The organism is Enterobacter sp. CM29 (assembly GCF_013179605.1).
GTDB classification, from domain to species: Bacteria; Pseudomonadota; Gammaproteobacteria; order Enterobacterales; family Enterobacteriaceae; genus Enterobacter; species Enterobacter intestinihominis.
In genome coordinates, this window is sequence record NZ_JABMCU010000108.1 from 1 (window position 1) to 15,059 (window position 15,059).

Here is a 15,059-nt window from a genome sequence, read left to right on the forward strand (position 1 = left end):
CCAGCGTAGCAGCCCGTCAGACTGCACGTGCGTGAGCCAGCCGCTGAGGTGCATACCGTTACAATCGAGATCAATTTCAATGCTGCTCGCCGGTTGCCGACACGCGATAACCCGGTCAGCAAGCGCTTGCATCTCCTCACACTGGGCATCCCAGACGATTTCGCCGAACGCACCATACGGCAGTAATCCCGACGCCCTGTAACGTCGGAACAGTTTACTGGCGTCTTCTTCGTCAACCAGCGCATTCAAAAGCTGGGAATTAAGCTTAAAACGCTCCAGTCCATCAAGAATAAACGGTTCCGCATCAGGGATTTCGCTCTCTTCCGAGCGGAAGTTCACCTGCAAGCGTTGCTGGAAAAAAGCCCGAACCGGATGGGCCCAAAAGCGCTGCAGCTGCTCAAACGTAAGGGTGTCTATGGCGCGCGGTTCGAGCGCCTGAATGAAATCGGTTTGCGGTGTGCCCGCGTTCTTCGCAGCGGGAAGCCACTCGCGGGCGTAGCTTTGCAGTTCATCAGGAACGTAATTGACAGGATCAAACGGCATACGGCTATGGTGACAGGTAATATGCGCTTTCACCCGACGTTCGCTTTCGTCGCAGTTACAGGCCTCATCGCCCGGCAGATAGTGACTCTGCCCGATGTAGTCCACCAGCTCCTGCACCAGCACGGACGGGAAACGCTCGCTGTTGTCCTGAATTGAACGGCCGATATAGCTGATATAAAGCCTGCTTTGCGCAGACATCAGCGCCTCAAGGAAGAGATAACGGTCATCATCGCGGCGGCTGCGGTCGCCCCGCTTCGGCTGTGCGCTCATGAGATCAAAGCCCAGGGGTGGCAGCGCACGTGGATAAATACCGTCGTTCATGCCAAGCAGACAGACTACTTTGAACGGGATTGAACGCATCGGCATCAGGGTGCAGATATTCACCGGCCCAGCAAGGAAGCGCTGGCTGATGCGCTCCTGATCGAGACGTTGCGTCAGCTCATCACGCAGAAGCGAAAGGGGAACCGCCTCGTGATAGTGCGAATTAACCCCCTCATCAACGATGGCCTGCCACTGCTTCTCGATAAGCGCCATGGCGGCTTCCGTTTCGCTGTCCGGCAGGAAGAAGTCATTTAGCATTTCGCGGCAAATCGGCAGCCACTCTTCGAGTGGACGGGGCTGCATCAATGCACGGCGCCAGCGGTTGAGCTGCATCAGCAGCGAGGCTAAGTGACCAACCAGTTCCGCAATTAACCCACTGGACTCATCGTACGGCAGCACGTCATTCCATTCGCCGTGGATGCTCTCCATCGCATACCCCAGCAGCATACGCGTCAGGCCAAACTGCCAGGTATGCTGGCCAGTCGCGGGCAGCTCAAACTCCTGGACGTTATCATCGTCGATTCCCCAGCGGACGCCGGATTCGTTGACCCACTGGCGCAGGTAGCGCAAGCCCTCTTCGTTAATGCTGAAGCGTGCGGCCAGAACAGGCACATCCAGTAATGCCAGCACATCCTCAGAGATAAACCGGCTATCAGACAGCGAAAGCAGGCTGATAAAGGCCTGTAGCGCCGGGTGTGACTGACGAGCACGGCGGTCAGAGATCGCGTAGGGAAGATAGCGGTCGCCCGTTGCGCTGCCAAATACAGCCTGAATAAACGGGCTGTAGCTGTCGATATCCGCCACCATCACCACGATATCGCGGGGTGTCAGGGTTGGGTCGTCCTGCAACATGGCCAACAGGCGGTCATGAAGAATTTCAACTTCACGCTGTGGGCTGTGGCAAACGTGGATCGCGATACTGCGATCGTCAGGATCCAGTTTTCGCTTCTTATCGCTTCGCGCAAACTCCTCGGCAGTGATCCCGGCCACGGCACGGTTTTCTAAATCCAGAATATCAAGCTGAATATTGTGCAGCAGGCTGTCTGGCGTAATATCCGCAAACGCGTCCACGTCCCCCTCTCCCGAGGAGGTGATATCTGAAAGCAGATAAATATAGTCGCGCCCCAGCTTGCCCCACGAGGCAAGTAGCGGGTTCGGCAGGTTCTGAATCCCCTCTTCATCGAAAAGCTGCGCCGCGTTTTCACTGTCTTTAAACAGCGGCACGGCGCGTTCCTCAAATAGGCGTTTACGCTGGCGGGTGACCAGCCGTGAAAGCCAGCGCGGATCCTGAATATCTCCCCAATAGTGCCGACATGGGTTGGTAAAGAGGATATGGATATCAATGTGCTTACCGAGCGCTTTTAGCGCGTTCAGGTAGACAGGCGGCAGCGCGGAGATACCGCAAATGAACACGCGTGACGGCAAACGGGCTGGCCGTTCTGCAGTGTTCTCGAGTATTGAGATAAAGCGATCGTACAAGTTAGCACGGTGCCATTTAGGCTGACCGAGCTGCCCGGTATGCTCGACCAGCGCTTTCCAGAGCGGCGCCTGCCAGATTTGCGCTTCCGGTAACCCATCGACTAATTCTCCCGCTTCCCAGCGAATCAGCCATTCTGCGCGGTAAACCAGATACTGGTCATAGAGGTCAGCAGTGCGTGAGGCCAGCTGAAAAAGTTTGCGCTTGTCGGTGTCGTCATTCAGATAGTGGCGCAGCATGGCGAACTCATCATGCGCCAGCATGTCCGGCAGCAGCGTCATCAGTTTCCAGGCCATGCTTTGTTTGTTGAAGGCACTCTGCTCAGGAATATCCGGCAGGACGCGTACAAACATCTCCCAGATAAAGCTCGCGGGCAGCGGAAAATCGATATTCGCCGCAATGCCAAACTTCTGCGAAAGGGACATTTGTAGCCACTGCGCCATACCGGTGCTCTGCACCAGCACCATTTCTGGCTCAAACGGATCGTCAAGACGCTCTTGCTCAACGATATACTCCATCAGTGCTTCCAGCACATCCAGACGATTTGAGTGGTAAACCCTTAGCATAAACGCTCCCGACTAGCGGCTAACCGGGCAATGCAGACGCGTCAACGCGCCCTGCCGCCCCAGAGGAGAAATAAGTGTGACCGTGATGCTGACACATCCGGACTGTGTTGTCTGCCCCCGACTGACCTGCCAGCCCGGCGGGAGCGTTAATGTTGAGATCTGCGACTGATTCCACGCATGATGCCATAGCTGACGATACTGGCTAAGCGCCGCATACCGGGCTGCCAGCGCGCGATGATATCCGGATAACGCCGTCACAACTACAACCAGCAACATCATTGCCAGCAAAACCTCAACCATGCTAAATCCTTTTTGTCTGCTCAGGGTAACTGACATAGCGCACTTTCCTTAAGGGGGCAGAAGTCGCTCCAGCCGTGGGCAGAAAAGCGTATTTGTCCTTCCGCGATATCCCCGCCTCGCCATAGCAACAGATCGTCATTTCCGGCAATAAGCAAAACACGCTCCTCAAACAGCCTTACACAGACCCGCAGACCTTGTGTCTGCTTGCACTGAACCTCTGGCTGTAAAGCCCAGTCCTGAACGCGTCCCCACTCCAGTGCAGATTGCAAGGCAGCCTGCTGGCGAACAGACAAACTCTCGCCATTCACCAACGTACTAAAGGTTTGCAACTGCTGGTTTAATCCGGTGAGGATCAGCGTGCCGAGCACCAGCAATAGCAGGACCAGCGCCAGCGATGACATGCCCCGCTGACGATTCACAGATTAAACCCCGTTACGGTGTGGCGAGCCGAAAAGGGTGCGGTCAGTTCACCTTTGCGGCGGGCACGCAGCTCGATACTGATGACCGGCGCAAAGCCAGCACGATCGGTTTTAGTGACCATAAACTGCTCTATCAGGACCCGATCCGGGTCAGTGAGCTTATCCCATCCCTTACCTTCACAGGATGTCGCGCCCCGCAGCGTTTCGAGCGTTCCGGACTCAAGCCGGAATCCCGTGCTGTCATTTTCTGACGCGGTGCTATCCCACTGGCCGTTGCTGTTTGCATCCCACTGCACAATTGCACATCGCCCTTGCCTGCCGATAATTAACCCTTGCCCCTGACAATGCCCTGCACAGTATCCTGCTCGCTGGAGCTGTTTACCCATCGCAAGCAGGCGTTGCCACACCTCATCTTCCAGCTCCCGTTGCCCGGATTGCAGTAAAACACCCCGCTGTAGCCCCGGCAAAAAACGTGACGTGCTGAGTAACAGAATACTGCTTATCGTCATCGCAATCAGGACCTCCAGCAGGGAAAACCCTTTTTGTTTTACTGGCATAGACTTTCTCCTGCGGCATTACACAGCCTGATACGTCCGCCATTTGAGACAATAACCCACCACGCACCGGCGCGGCTCTGCACGCGAATATGTCCGGCCCATGCGGTATCCCTTAAGCCGTAAAATCCCAGCGCAGGCGTTACGTCGCTCAGCGTGACCTCCGGCCATAACGGTTTCATCACGAACGGGTCGCCGCTGTCGCAGCCCGGGACCACAGCGCTGACAAGGCAGGCCTGATTCCCGTCAGCGTGAAGTGCGATCCTGTGCTCGCTGTTGTGACGATTTGCGTCGTTTCGTAAGAACGCCAGGTAATCCCGCACCTGACAGGCTGTCTGCCAGAGCCGCTGCCGCTGTTGCCAGCTGTCCCAGCCATAAAGTCCCGTCGCGCTGAGGATCACAACCAGCGAGATGGCGAAAAGGGTTTCGATAAGCGTAAAGCCATGTTCGTTTTTCATGGCGGAAGTGTGGCGGAATGGCAGAAAAGGCGCGAGCGTTAAACCAGAACATTACGAGCCGCTTTCCGGAGATTTTCACCCGTTGCAACGCGTTACATCGTCTCTGGAAACAGGCTCGAAGAACAAAACGAGCGCGAAAAAAAACCGGCGCTAAAGAGCACCGGTTGTGTCAGGATTCGCCGTATCAGATGGCGACAGGGGCTTTGATGCCAGGATGCGGGTCGTAGCCTTCAATCTCGAAGTCATCAAAACGGTAATCGAAGATCGAGTCCGGTTTGCGTTTGATCACAAGCTTCGGCAATGCACGCGGTTCGCGCGTCAGCTGGAGATGCGTCTGTTCCATATGATTGCTGTAGAGGTGGGTATCACCACCCGTCCAGACAAAATCGCCCACTTCAAGATCGCACTGCTGCGCCATCATGTGCACTAACAGCGCGTAGCTGGCGATGTTAAACGGCAGGCCGAGGAACACGTCGCAGGAGCGTTGATACAGCTGGCAGGAGAGTTTGCCGTCCGCCACGTAGAACTGGAAAAACGCGTGGCAAGGCGCCAGCGCCATTTTATCCAGTTCACTCACGTTCCAGGCAGAAACAATGATACGGCGCGAGTCCGGGTCATTTTTCAGCTGGTTCATGACGGTCGTGATCTGGTCGATATGGCGGCCGTCCGGGGTAGGCCACGCGCGCCATTGCTTGCCGTAAACCGGCCCCAGGTCGCCGTTCTCATCTGCCCACTCGTCCCAGATGGAGACATTGTTTTCATGCAGATAAGCAACGTTGGTATCGCCTTGCAGGAACCAGAGCAGTTCATGAATGATCGAGCGCAGATGACAGCGCTTCGTCGTCACCAGAGGGAAGCCTTCTTGCAGATTGAAGCGCATCTGGTGGCCAAAAATGGAGAGCGTACCGGTGCCGGTGCGGTCGTTTTTCGGCGTGCCCTCGTCGAGCACTTTTTTCATCAATTCAAGATACTGTTTCATGATTCCTCAGGAAAGTTGTTGCTGTGGACGACGACGATACGCCCAAATCATCATAATGGCACCCGCGACAATCATCGGAATGGAGAGGATCTGCCCCATGCTGATGTACTGTACCCACTCGCCGGTAAACTGTGCATCCGGCTGGCGGAAGAACTCGACGATGATACGAAACGCGCCGTAGCCAATCAGGAACAGACCAGAGACTGCCCCCATTGGGCGCGGTTTGCGGATATACAGATTCAGGATGATAAACAGCACCACACCTTCCAGCGCCAGCTCATAAAGCTGAGACATATGACGCGGCAGAACGCCGTAGGTATCGAAAATGGACTGCCACTCAGGATGCGAAGGCAGCAGCGCGATATCCTCTGCGCGGGAGCCCGGGAACAGCATGGTAAACGGCACGCTCGGATCGACACGCCCCCAGAGTTCACCGTTGATGAAGTTGCCCAGACGCCCTGCACCCAGCCCAAACGGGATTAATGGCGCAATAAAATCAGCCACCTGGAAGAAGTTACGTTTGGTGCGTTTGGCGAAGATCACCATCACGAGGATCACACCAATCAGTCCGCCGTGGAAGGACATGCCGCCGTCCCAGACGCGGAACAGATAGAGCGGGTCGTTCAGGAATACCGGGAAGTTGTAGAACAGAACATAGCCGATGCGCCCGCCCAGGAATACGCCAAGAAAGCCAGCATAAAGCAGGTTTTCCACTTCGTTCTTCGTCCAGCCGCTGCCCGGACGACTGGCGCGACGACCAGCAAGCCACATGGCAAAGACGAAGCCCACCAGGTACATCAGTCCGTACCAGTGAAGCGCTACAGGTCCTATTGAGAAAATAACCGGATCGAATTCCGGAAAATGCAGATAACCACTGTTCATCTGTCACCACAAGATGTTGTTATTCCGCTGAAAGTGGACAGCGGCTGAATTGCATTCCCGCCGTTGGCAGGTGCTCCAAAGTTGCGAATCATAGCATAAGGCAGGCGCGGAGGATGCGCCTGAGATGTAAAAGATGTGTATAGGGTTTTATGCGCGCTGTTCCCCCTCACCCCATTCCTCTTCCTCAAGGGAGAGGGGGTCGTCCGAGCAGTCATTTTTTTGTGGGGATCAGCGGCCGCCGCGGATCAAACCGCCCATGCCGCGTCGCTCCATAAACGCCGCCACCTGATGGCGCACTTCGGCTGCCAGCTGTGCTTCCAGGCTACGCGCGGCCAGTTCGCGCGCCTCATCTTGTTCGATGTGACGTAACAGGTATTTCACACGCGCAACGGAACGTCCGTTCATTGACAGGTGACGGAAACCGAGGCCAATCAGGATCGCCACGCACATCGGATCGCCGGCCATTTCACCGCACAGGCGCAGGTCGATATTATGCTGCTCGGCTTCGCGGGCGATCATCGCCAGGGCACGAAGCATCGCCGGATGCAGGCTGTCGTAGATACTGGCCACGCGGGTATTGTTGCGATCGACCGCCAGAATGTATTGCGTTAAGTCGTTGGTGCCAACGGAGATAAAATCAACGCGGGTTGCCAGCTGCGGTAACATAAAGACCATCGAAGGCACTTCCAGCATCACGCCAATACGGGGTTTAGGGATCGCGTAGCCGATCATCTCTTCCACTTCGCGCCCTGCACGCTCAATCAACCGCCGCGCTTCGTCGATCTCGTCAATACTGGTGACCATCGGCAGCAAAATGCTGAGATTCCCCGTGGCCGCGTTGGCACGCAGCATCGCACGAACCTGGATAAGGAAAATTTCCGGCTGATCGAGGGTAATGCGGATCCCACGCCAGCCGAGGCAGGGATTCTCTTCACTGATGGGCATATAGGGCAGTTGCTTATCCGCGCCGACGTCGAGGGTGCGCAACGTGACGGGTTTGTCGTTAAACATCTGCAGCATGCCCTGATACTGCGCAACCTGCTCCTCTTCTGACGGGAAGCCGCTTTGCAGCATGAACGGTATTTCGGTGCGGTAGAGACCAATGCCATCGATGCGGCTGCCGAGCTTCTCTTCATGCTCGGGGCTTAACCCCGCGTTGAGCATCACCTTCACCCGCTCACCGCTCTTGAGCTGCGCGGGCAGGTTGACGTCATCTTCCGCCAGCTTGCTTAATTCATTCTCTTCGCTGATAAGACGCTGGTACTCCTGAAGGAGAACCGGCTCAGGATCCACCAGCAACTCACCGCGATATCCGTCCACCACCAGCGTACGGCGATGCAGTACGGAGGGCTGAATATCCGCCCCCATCACGGTCGGAATACCGAGCGCACGCACCATAATGGCGGCATGAGAGTTAGCTGCGCCATCGCGCACCACCACGCCCGCCAGCCTGTCCTGCGGTAATTCCGCCAGCGTCGTCGCCGAGAGTTCATCGGCCACCAGCACAAACCGGTTCGGCCAGGCATTCGCCCCCTGAATAGTATCATCGAGGTGGAACAGCAGACGTTGCCCAAGCGCGCGTAAATCGCCGGCGCGCTCTTTCAGATAGCCGTCAGTCAGTACCGCAAACTGCTCGGCAAATTTTTCAATGACCTTTTTAACCGCCCACTCTGCCACCGACCCCTTATCGACCTCGGCAAATAACTCACGACGCAAACGCGCATCGGAAAGCAGGTGTGAGTAGAGATCGAAAATGGCCGCCGTCTCTTTTTGCGCGCCAGCGGCAAAGCGTTTGCTGTAGCGACGAAACTCATTCGCCGCCTCTTCCAGCGCAGCGGTGAGCCGTTCGCGCTCAAGCGCTTCATCCAGCGTCGAGGCTTCGTAGACCTGCTCCATCAGCGGGAGCGTGGCATCCATCCAGCCTTCGGCAATAGCGACCCCCGGCGAGGCCGGAAGCGCGCGAATACGCGTATGACGATACTGACCAAAAAGGGCTGTCAGTTGGGACTGAGAGAGGATCGCCGCCATCTGCGTTGCCAGCGTGACGAGGAAGGACTCCTCGCTTTCATCGTACTGGCGCAGCTCGCGCTGCTGAACAACAAGCACGCCAAGCAGCTGGCGGCGCTGAATAATCGGTACGCCAAGAAACGCGCGGAAACGCTCTTCTTTGACGGAAGGGATATATTTGAAGCTGGGGTGTTTTTGCGCATCGGCAAGGTTGATTGGCTCCGCCAGTCGCCCGACCAGGCCAACAATACCTTCATCAAACGCGAGCGTGACGGTACGTCCCCGTGGTTTTTTTAATCCGCGGGTTGCCATAAGGTAGTAGCAACGTCGGTCATGGTCGGCCAGGTAGACCGAACAGACCTCGGTTTCCATCGCAAGACAGATGTCCGTCACCAGAATATTCAGCGCCTCGTTGAGGCGAGGCGCACTGGCGACCTTTTCAACTATTTCTCGCAAGCGGGTGAGCATGATTTGCGTAGCTTAACCTCTTTTACGTCGCCAGGCAGGTGCGCTCTGTGGCTTCGGAGTCGTCTCCTGAAGCTGCATCACGACACTTGCGAACTCTTTCATCACCCTACGGTATACATCGCGCTTGAATGACACGACCTGACGAACCGGATACCAGTAGCTTACCCAGCGCCAGCCATCAAACTCTGGCGTGCTGCTGGTTTGCATATTGATATCTGAATCGTTGCCCACCAACTGCAAAAGAAACCACTTCTGTTTCTGGCCGATACAAACCGGCTTTGTGTCCCAACGCACCAAACGTTTCGGTAACTTGTAACGCAACCAGTTGCGGGTCGAAGCCAGGATGCGAACATCTTTTCGGCTTAAACCAACCTCTTCAAACAGCTCCCGGTACATCGCTTGTTCTGGGGACTCTCCAGGATTGATCCCGCCTTGCGGGAACTGCCAGGAGTGCTGACCATATCGCCGGGCCCACATCACCTGGCCCTGACGATTACAAATTACTATTCCTACGTTTGGGCGGTAGCCATCGTCATCAATCACCGGACTACCCCAAACTAAATCTGATATATGAATGATTGTTTCACACTACAGGGAGGCGGTAAACCACTCTCTTACAGGCCTGCAACCTAATAACATTTGAATAACTCACAATTTTGTGAGGAGTTATAAACAGATGAGGGCGACTGAGACCATTTTTATTCACCTTTTCTGTGGATATAGTTGTGAAGAAGTATGGAATTACCGATGAACAACCTTGTGGCCCGGCGAATCGAAAATTTTCATCACTTAATATAAATTATTTAAATTCATCTAGTTAAACGTAAATTTAGGGTATCAAAGGCGATTAACGTGACGATCGTCACATCAAAGATCTTCCTGGTGATGAAAGATCGAACAGCGTCGGTTTTATCCACAGATTGTGCCAATAAGTTAGGCACAATTTGTGTGAAAATTCGATTTTCATCGCACGTCAAGGCTGTAAATTGAGACAGTAGTGGCGGTTATTCGCAGTTATCCCATTTTTCTGTGGATAACATGGTGTAAGATCCTGTTTATTGTCAGTGACCAGAATTGCACAACCTGTTTTTTAGCCATGGCGCGACGGGATACATTCTTAAAAAACATAATATAAATCATCCACATGGAATATATACTCAGAAAAAAGTAAACTCTATCCACAAGGGATAAAATATCAGTTCATTTTTTAACCAAAAGGTTGTCAGCATGCATTCTCTCGCCCCACTGCTCTCTCCTCCCGTCAGTGAAGCCCAGTTGCTCCAGCAGGCACAACGTCTGGCAGGCTATGCACTGGGCGAGCTGGCCGTGATGGCGGGGTTGACGATACCCAACGATCTGAAGCGCGATAAAGGCTGGATCGGCGTGTTGCTTGAACGTTGGCTGGGCGCAAGCGCGGGCAGTAAACCCGAGCAAGATTTTGCGGCGCTGGGGGTGGAACTGAAGACGATCCCCATTGATAGCCTGGGGCGGCCGCTGGAAACTACCTTTGTCTGCGTTGCGCCGCTAACGGGTAATAGCGGAGTGACATGGGAAACCAGCCACGTCAGGCATAAGCTGAAGCGGGTGTTGTGGGTACCCGTTGAGGGTGACAGGCAGATCCCGCTGGCAGAGCGTCGCGTTGGCGCCCCGCTGCTCTGGAGCCCGAATGAAGAAGAAGAAAGACAGCTTTCCCAGGACTGGGAAGAGCTGATGGACATGATTGTGCTGGGACAGGTTGAGCAGATCACCGCCCGGCATGGCGAAGTGCTGCAACTCCGTCCCAAAGCCGCCAACAGCAAAGCGCTCACTGAAGCGGTAGGTGCACAGGGCGAACCGATCCTGACGCTGCCGCGCGGCTTCTATCTTAAAAAGAATTTCACCGGTGCACTGCTGGCACGACACTTCCTGTTGAAAACATAGTTTTTTACCAATTTTGCGCTCCGGCTAACATAATCTCCTCCTTTTTAAGATTTCCCCCCTTTCACCTGTCGTAATATCAGGTTATTACTACACTATGATTTGATACGAGCCAGGTGAGGATGAGAACGATGAAAAAATGGGCAGTAATTATCTCAGCAGTCGGTTTAGCGTTTGCGGTATCGGGTTGTAGCAGCGACTATGTCATGTCAACGAAAGATGGTCGTATGATCCTGACCGATGGCAAACCCGAAGTCGACGACGATACCGGTCTGGTGAGTTACCGCGATCGCGAAGGCAATCAAATGCAAATTAATCGCGACGAAGTCTCCCAGATCATCGAGCGTTAAACAGATAAAGGTCAGTAGCTTGCTGGCCTTTTTGATTTTTTCCTTCCCCTTTTGCCTTCCCTCTGCCATGTTTATATTCCTTTGTCGGGAGGTTCCTGACGCGGTCTGTATGTCTAAAAAAGGAAACCGGCTATGCATTATCACCGTATCCCCCATAGCGCTCTGGAGATCAGCCAGCTGGGGTTAGGCACCATGACATTTGGTGAACAAAACAGCGAAGCCGATGCCCATGCACAACTCGATTACGCCGTCAGCCAGGGCATTAACCTGATTGACGTGGCGGAGATGTACCCAGTTCCTCCCCGCCCGGAAACTCAAGGTCTTACCGAAACGTATGTCGGCAACTGGCTGGCGAAACGCGGCAATCGCGAAAAGCTGGTCATCGCTTCTAAGGTTAGCGGCCCTTCCCGTAATAACGATGCCGGGATCCGCCCTAACCAGATCCTCGATCGCAAGAATATCCGTGCTGGGCTGGATGCCAGCCTCAAGCGCCTGCAAACCGACTATCTCGATCTTTATCAGGTGCACTGGCCGCAGCGTCCGACGAACTGCTTCGGTAAGCTTGGCTACACCTGGAACGAGAGTGCTCCGGCCGTCACCCTGCTGGAAACACTGGAGGCGCTTACGGAATGCCAGCGCGCGGGTAAGATCCGCTACATCGGCGTTTCCAACGAGACGGCGTTTGGCGTAATGCGCTATCTGCATCTGGCCGATAAACACGACCTGCCGCGGATCGTGACCATCCAGAACCCGTACAGCCTGCTGAACCGCAGTTATGAAGTGGGTCTCGCAGAAGTGACGCAGTACGAAGAGGTGGAGCTGCTCGCCTACTCTTGCCTGGGCTTCGGAACCCTGACGGGCAAATACCTGAACGGCGCGAAACCGGCTGGTGCGCGTAACACGCTTTTCAGCCGCTTCACCCGCTATAGCGGCGAGCAGACACAAAAAGCCGTGGCGGCCTATGTGGATATCGCGAAGCGTCACGGACTCGATCCGGCGCAGATGGCGCTGGCCTTCGTGCGTCGTCAGCCGTTTGTGGCAAGTACCCTGCTCGGCGCAACGACAATGGATCAGTTAAAAACCAATATTGAGAGTTTCCACCTGAACCTGAGTGAAGAGGTCTTAGCGGAGATTGAAGCGGTGCATCAGGTTTATACTTACCCGGCACCTTAAGTTGACGATTTGCCCGGTGGCGGCGTTGCCTTACCGGGCCTACAAAATCCGCCAACATCACGAAACGTAGGCCGGGTCAGGCGGAGCCGCCACCCGGCAAAGATATCACCGCCGACGCTGCCAGACCCACAGCCCGGTAATCGCCAGCGCAAACAGTGCGCCAAACCCCACCCCGATTGCCACAACCGGCGCACCTGCTTTTACCGCCAGCGAGTAAATCCCCAGCATCAGCAGCATCGCCATGTTTTCGCCAAGGTTTTGCACCGCAATGGCGTTGCCAGCCCCGACGGTCTGCTTGCCGCGCTCCTGCAAAAGAGCGTTGAGCGGTACCACAAAGAAACCGCCTAATACGCCGATCAGTAACAACAGGGCATAGGCTGGCAATATGGCATGTTGCAGGGAGAAGAACAGAACGCCGACGCCGATCAGGATCCCCGCGGGCATGCAGCGCGCAACGGTTTCGAGCGTCACCAGTTTTGCCGCAGCCCCGGCCCCGACCACAATCCCGACGGCAACCATGGCATTCAGGTAGGTCGGCGTGGCGTTGTCTGTTATACCCAGCGCCACCGGCACCCACAGCACCAGCAGGAAACGCAGCGTAACGCCGGCCCCCCAGAACATGCTGGTGCCCATCAGCGAGAAGCGTGTTTCACCGTTACGCCAGAGTACGCGGCAGGCGTTAAAGAAGCTGCCGGTCATTGGCCCAAAGCGCCAGGATTGTCCCGGACGCGCCACGGCCAGTTTGGGGATAAACAGGTTGGCGATCACCGCGCCGCCGTACATCAGGGCACAGATGCCAAGCGCGGCGAGCACGTGCCAGTCTGCCAGCACGCCGCCCGCCACCGACCCCAGGAGAATAGCCGCAATGGTGGAGGACTCCATCAGGCCGTTGGCCTTCACCAGCTTATCGCCGGTGGTGAGCTCACCCAGAATGCCGTACTTCGCCGGGGAGTAAGCTGCCGCGCCAATGCCTACCAGCGTGTAGCCAACAAACGGGTTGATACCAAAGCAGATGCTTGCCGCGCCCAGAAGCTTAAGACTGTTGGCAAACATCATGACCCGACCTTTGGGGAAGCTGTCCGCCACCTGGCCAACAAACGGCGCAAATACAATGTAAGCACCCACAAACACCATCTGTAGGATCGGCTGGCTCCAGTCGGGATAAAACTCAGCTTTCAGCAACGCCAGCGTAGCAAACAGCAACGCGTTATCGCCGAACGCGGAAAGAAACTGGGCGGCGATAACCGCCATCATGCCTTTCGACCAGATTGAAGTGTTAGTGTGTACTGACTCACGCATTATGCTGTTCCGCCTCTTCAACCATGCCCTTCAGGGTCACAAAATCGGGTTTACCGCTGCCCAGCACCGGTAACTGTTTGAGGTAACGAATATCGCGGGGGACCGCCAGCTCGGGGATACCATGTTCGCGCGCATACCTGAGAAGCGCATCACGCTTCAGTTCACCGTCAGTAGTAAAGAGCACCAGCGCCTCGCCTTTACTGGCATCACTTTTCACCACGGTCGCATGCATTTTCTCCGCCGAGACTGCGGTCGCCAGCGTCTCGACCATTTCAAGAGAGACCATTTCCCCGGCGATCTTGGCGAAGCGTTTTGCACGTCCCTGGATCTGCACGAAGCCCTGATCGTCGAAGCGCACGATATCGCCCGTGTCGTACCAGCCCGTTTCAACCTCGCCATTGACGTTCTCGGCCGTCGGCGCCTCAAGCACGCCCGGGTTTTCCACACGCAGATAGCCGTTCATGACGTTCGCCCCTTTCAGCTGAAGACGTCCGCCGTCTTCAATACCCGGCACCGCCAGCAGACGCGCGTCCAGCCCCGGCAGAATGCGGCCAACCGTTCCCGGTTTTGCCGCCATCGGAACGTTGATGGAGACCACCGGCGCGCACTCCGTCACGCCATAGCCTTCCAGAATCCGCAGGCCAAACTTGTCCTGCCAGATCTGGCGCGTACTGTCCTGGAGTTTTTCCGCCCCCGCCACCACGTAGCGCACGCGGAAGAAATCATACGGGTTGGCGAAGCGCGCGTAGTTTCCGAGGAAGGTGGACGTCCCGAACAGCACCGTGCAGTTACGGTCATAAACCAGCTCCGGCACAATGCGGTAGTGCAGCGGGCTTGGGTAGAGGAACACCTCGGCACCGGTCAGCAGCGGCGTAAAGAGACCCACGGTCAAACCAAATGAGTGGAACAGCGGCAGCGCCGACATAAAGCGATCGTTGGCGGTAAAGTCAGCGATGGTTTTAATCTGTTCGACGTTTGCCAGAATGCTTTTGTGGCTATGAACCACACCTTTCGGGTTGCCTTCAGAGCCGGAGGTAAAGAGGATAATGGCATCATCCTCCGGCTGCTGCTTAACCTGCGCCAGACGCGGCATCAGCAGGTGCGCGAAAATCCACAGCTTGTCGGCGGTCGTGACGTCTGCTTTCAGATCTTCCAGGAACACCCAGCGCACCTGCGTCAGCTGTTCCGGCAGGTGCCACAGCTTGCCTTTATCCAGGAACTGGCGGGAGGTAAAGATGGTGTTGATTTGTGCTGCGGTAATCGCGCTGGAGAGCCCTTTCACGCCCGCCGTGTAGTTCATCATCGCCGGAATGCGGCCCCGGGAGACGGCACCAAAGATCACCGCC

The 15,059-nt window shown here is 55.7% G+C and carries 14 protein-coding genes; 3 read left to right on the forward strand and 11 right to left on the reverse strand.

The features are described from left to right. From recC to rppH, 9 genes are all read right to left on the reverse strand, one after another. The coding region (recC, locus tag HP459_RS14145) for an exodeoxyribonuclease V subunit gamma (protein WP_171936364.1) at positions 1 to 2,907 on the reverse strand (2,907 nt) is incomplete at its 3' end. 12 nt (positions 2,908 to 2,919) lie between these two features. After that, complete coding sequence (locus HP459_RS14150; protein ID WP_023298509.1) at positions 2,920 to 3,243, reverse strand: prepilin-type N-terminal cleavage/methylation domain-containing protein; 324 nt, start codon at positions 3,241 to 3,243, stop codon at positions 2,920 to 2,922. Further along, the gene (locus HP459_RS14155; RefSeq protein WP_032626037.1) at positions 3,228 to 3,626 is read right to left on the reverse strand and encodes a DUF2509 family protein; all 399 of its coding nucleotides are present in this window, start codon (positions 3,624 to 3,626) and stop codon (positions 3,228 to 3,230) included. Before HP459_RS14155 ends, HP459_RS14150 begins: the two co-directional genes overlap by 16 nt. Then, positions 3,623 to 4,183: a prepilin peptidase-dependent protein gene (locus HP459_RS14160; RefSeq protein ID WP_032626039.1), complete on the reverse strand. Its 561-nt coding sequence runs from the start codon at positions 4,181 to 4,183 to the stop codon at positions 3,623 to 3,625. The genes HP459_RS14155 and HP459_RS14160 overlap by 4 nt, the downstream gene beginning before the upstream one ends. After that, a complete protein-coding gene (locus HP459_RS14165) occupies positions 4,174 to 4,638 on the reverse strand; it encodes a prepilin peptidase-dependent protein (protein ID WP_032626041.1) in 465 nt (154 codons plus the stop codon). The genes HP459_RS14160 and HP459_RS14165 overlap by 10 nt, the downstream gene beginning before the upstream one ends. A 184-nt stretch (positions 4,639 to 4,822) precedes the next feature. Then, positions 4,823 to 5,617 carry a thymidylate synthase gene (gene thyA / locus HP459_RS14170; RefSeq protein WP_171936365.1) on the reverse strand — a complete coding sequence of 265 codons (795 nt, stop codon included), beginning with the start codon at positions 5,615 to 5,617 and terminating at the stop codon, positions 4,823 to 4,825. A 6-nt stretch (positions 5,618 to 5,623) separates the two neighbouring features. After that, entirely contained in the window at positions 5,624 to 6,499 is an 876-nt protein-coding gene (gene lgt, locus HP459_RS14175; protein WP_022649236.1) for a prolipoprotein diacylglyceryl transferase, read from the reverse strand. Positions 6,500 to 6,727: 228 nt separating this feature from the next. After that, positions 6,728 to 8,974 carry a phosphoenolpyruvate--protein phosphotransferase gene (gene ptsP / locus HP459_RS14180; protein ID WP_023298513.1) on the reverse strand — a complete coding sequence of 749 codons (2,247 nt, stop codon included), beginning with the start codon at positions 8,972 to 8,974 and terminating at the stop codon, positions 6,728 to 6,730. Between the two features lie 12 nt (positions 8,975 to 8,986). Continuing rightward, positions 8,987 to 9,517: an RNA pyrophosphohydrolase gene (gene rppH / locus HP459_RS14185; RefSeq protein ID WP_032622373.1), complete on the reverse strand. Its 531-nt coding sequence runs from the start codon at positions 9,515 to 9,517 to the stop codon at positions 8,987 to 8,989. Positions 9,518 to 10,201: 684 nt separating this feature from the next. On the opposite strand from rppH, the gene mutH reads away from it, so the two are divergent. From mutH to HP459_RS14200, 3 genes are all read left to right on the forward strand, one after another. Beyond that, positions 10,202 to 10,894 carry a DNA mismatch repair endonuclease MutH gene (mutH, locus tag HP459_RS14190; protein WP_171936366.1) on the forward strand — a complete coding sequence of 231 codons (693 nt, stop codon included), beginning with the start codon at positions 10,202 to 10,204 and terminating at the stop codon, positions 10,892 to 10,894. 128 nt (positions 10,895 to 11,022) lie between these two features. Next, positions 11,023 to 11,241: a YgdI/YgdR family lipoprotein gene (locus HP459_RS14195; RefSeq protein ID WP_003862794.1), complete on the forward strand. Its 219-nt coding sequence runs from the start codon at positions 11,023 to 11,025 to the stop codon at positions 11,239 to 11,241. A gap of 132 nt (positions 11,242 to 11,373) precedes the next feature. After that, positions 11,374 to 12,414 (forward strand): NADP(H)-dependent aldo-keto reductase, encoded by a 1,041-nt coding sequence (locus HP459_RS14200; RefSeq protein WP_171936367.1) that lies wholly within the window; start codon positions 11,374 to 11,376, stop codon positions 12,412 to 12,414. Positions 12,415 to 12,519: 105 nt separating this feature from the next. Here the strand turns inward: HP459_RS14200 and lplT are convergent, their stop codons facing one another. Together lplT and aas are read right to left on the reverse strand one after the other, a co-directional pair. After that, the gene (gene lplT / locus HP459_RS14205) at positions 12,520 to 13,713 is read right to left on the reverse strand and encodes a lysophospholipid transporter LplT (RefSeq protein ID WP_022649240.1); all 1,194 of its coding nucleotides are present in this window, start codon (positions 13,711 to 13,713) and stop codon (positions 12,520 to 12,522) included. Beyond that, on the reverse strand, positions 13,706 to 15,059 hold a 1,354-nt coding region (gene aas, locus HP459_RS14210), incomplete at its 5' end, for a bifunctional acyl-ACP--phospholipid O-acyltransferase/long-chain-fatty-acid--ACP ligase (protein WP_171936368.1). The genes aas and lplT, both read right to left, overlap by 8 nt.

Coding starts and splice junctions, on each gene's coding strand:
- ptsP (WP_023298513.1), bottom strand. CDS start 8,974: ATGCTCACCCGCTTGCGAGAAATAGTTGAAAAGGTCGCCAGTGCGCCT.
- HP459_RS14200 (WP_171936367.1), top strand. CDS start 11,374: ATGCATTATCACCGTATCCCCCATAGCGCTCTGGAGATCAGCCAGCTG.
- thyA (WP_171936365.1), bottom strand. CDS start 5,617: ATGAAACAGTATCTTGAATTGATGAAAAAAGTGCTCGACGAGGGCACG.
- HP459_RS14160 (WP_032626039.1), bottom strand. CDS start 4,183: ATGCCAGTAAAACAAAAAGGGTTTTCCCTGCTGGAGGTCCTGATTGCG.
- mutH (WP_171936366.1), top strand. CDS start 10,202: ATGCATTCTCTCGCCCCACTGCTCTCTCCTCCCGTCAGTGAAGCCCAG.
- lplT (WP_022649240.1), bottom strand. CDS start 13,713: ATGCGTGAGTCAGTACACACTAACACTTCAATCTGGTCGAAAGGCATG.
- HP459_RS14165 (WP_032626041.1), bottom strand. CDS start 4,638: ATGAAAAACGAACATGGCTTTACGCTTATCGAAACCCTTTTCGCCATC.
- lgt (WP_022649236.1), bottom strand. CDS start 6,499: ATGAACAGTGGTTATCTGCATTTTCCGGAATTCGATCCGGTTATTTTC.
- HP459_RS14195 (WP_003862794.1), top strand. CDS start 11,023: ATGAAAAAATGGGCAGTAATTATCTCAGCAGTCGGTTTAGCGTTTGCG.
- HP459_RS14150 (WP_023298509.1), bottom strand. CDS start 3,243: ATGTCAGTTACCCTGAGCAGACAAAAAGGATTTAGCATGGTTGAGGTT.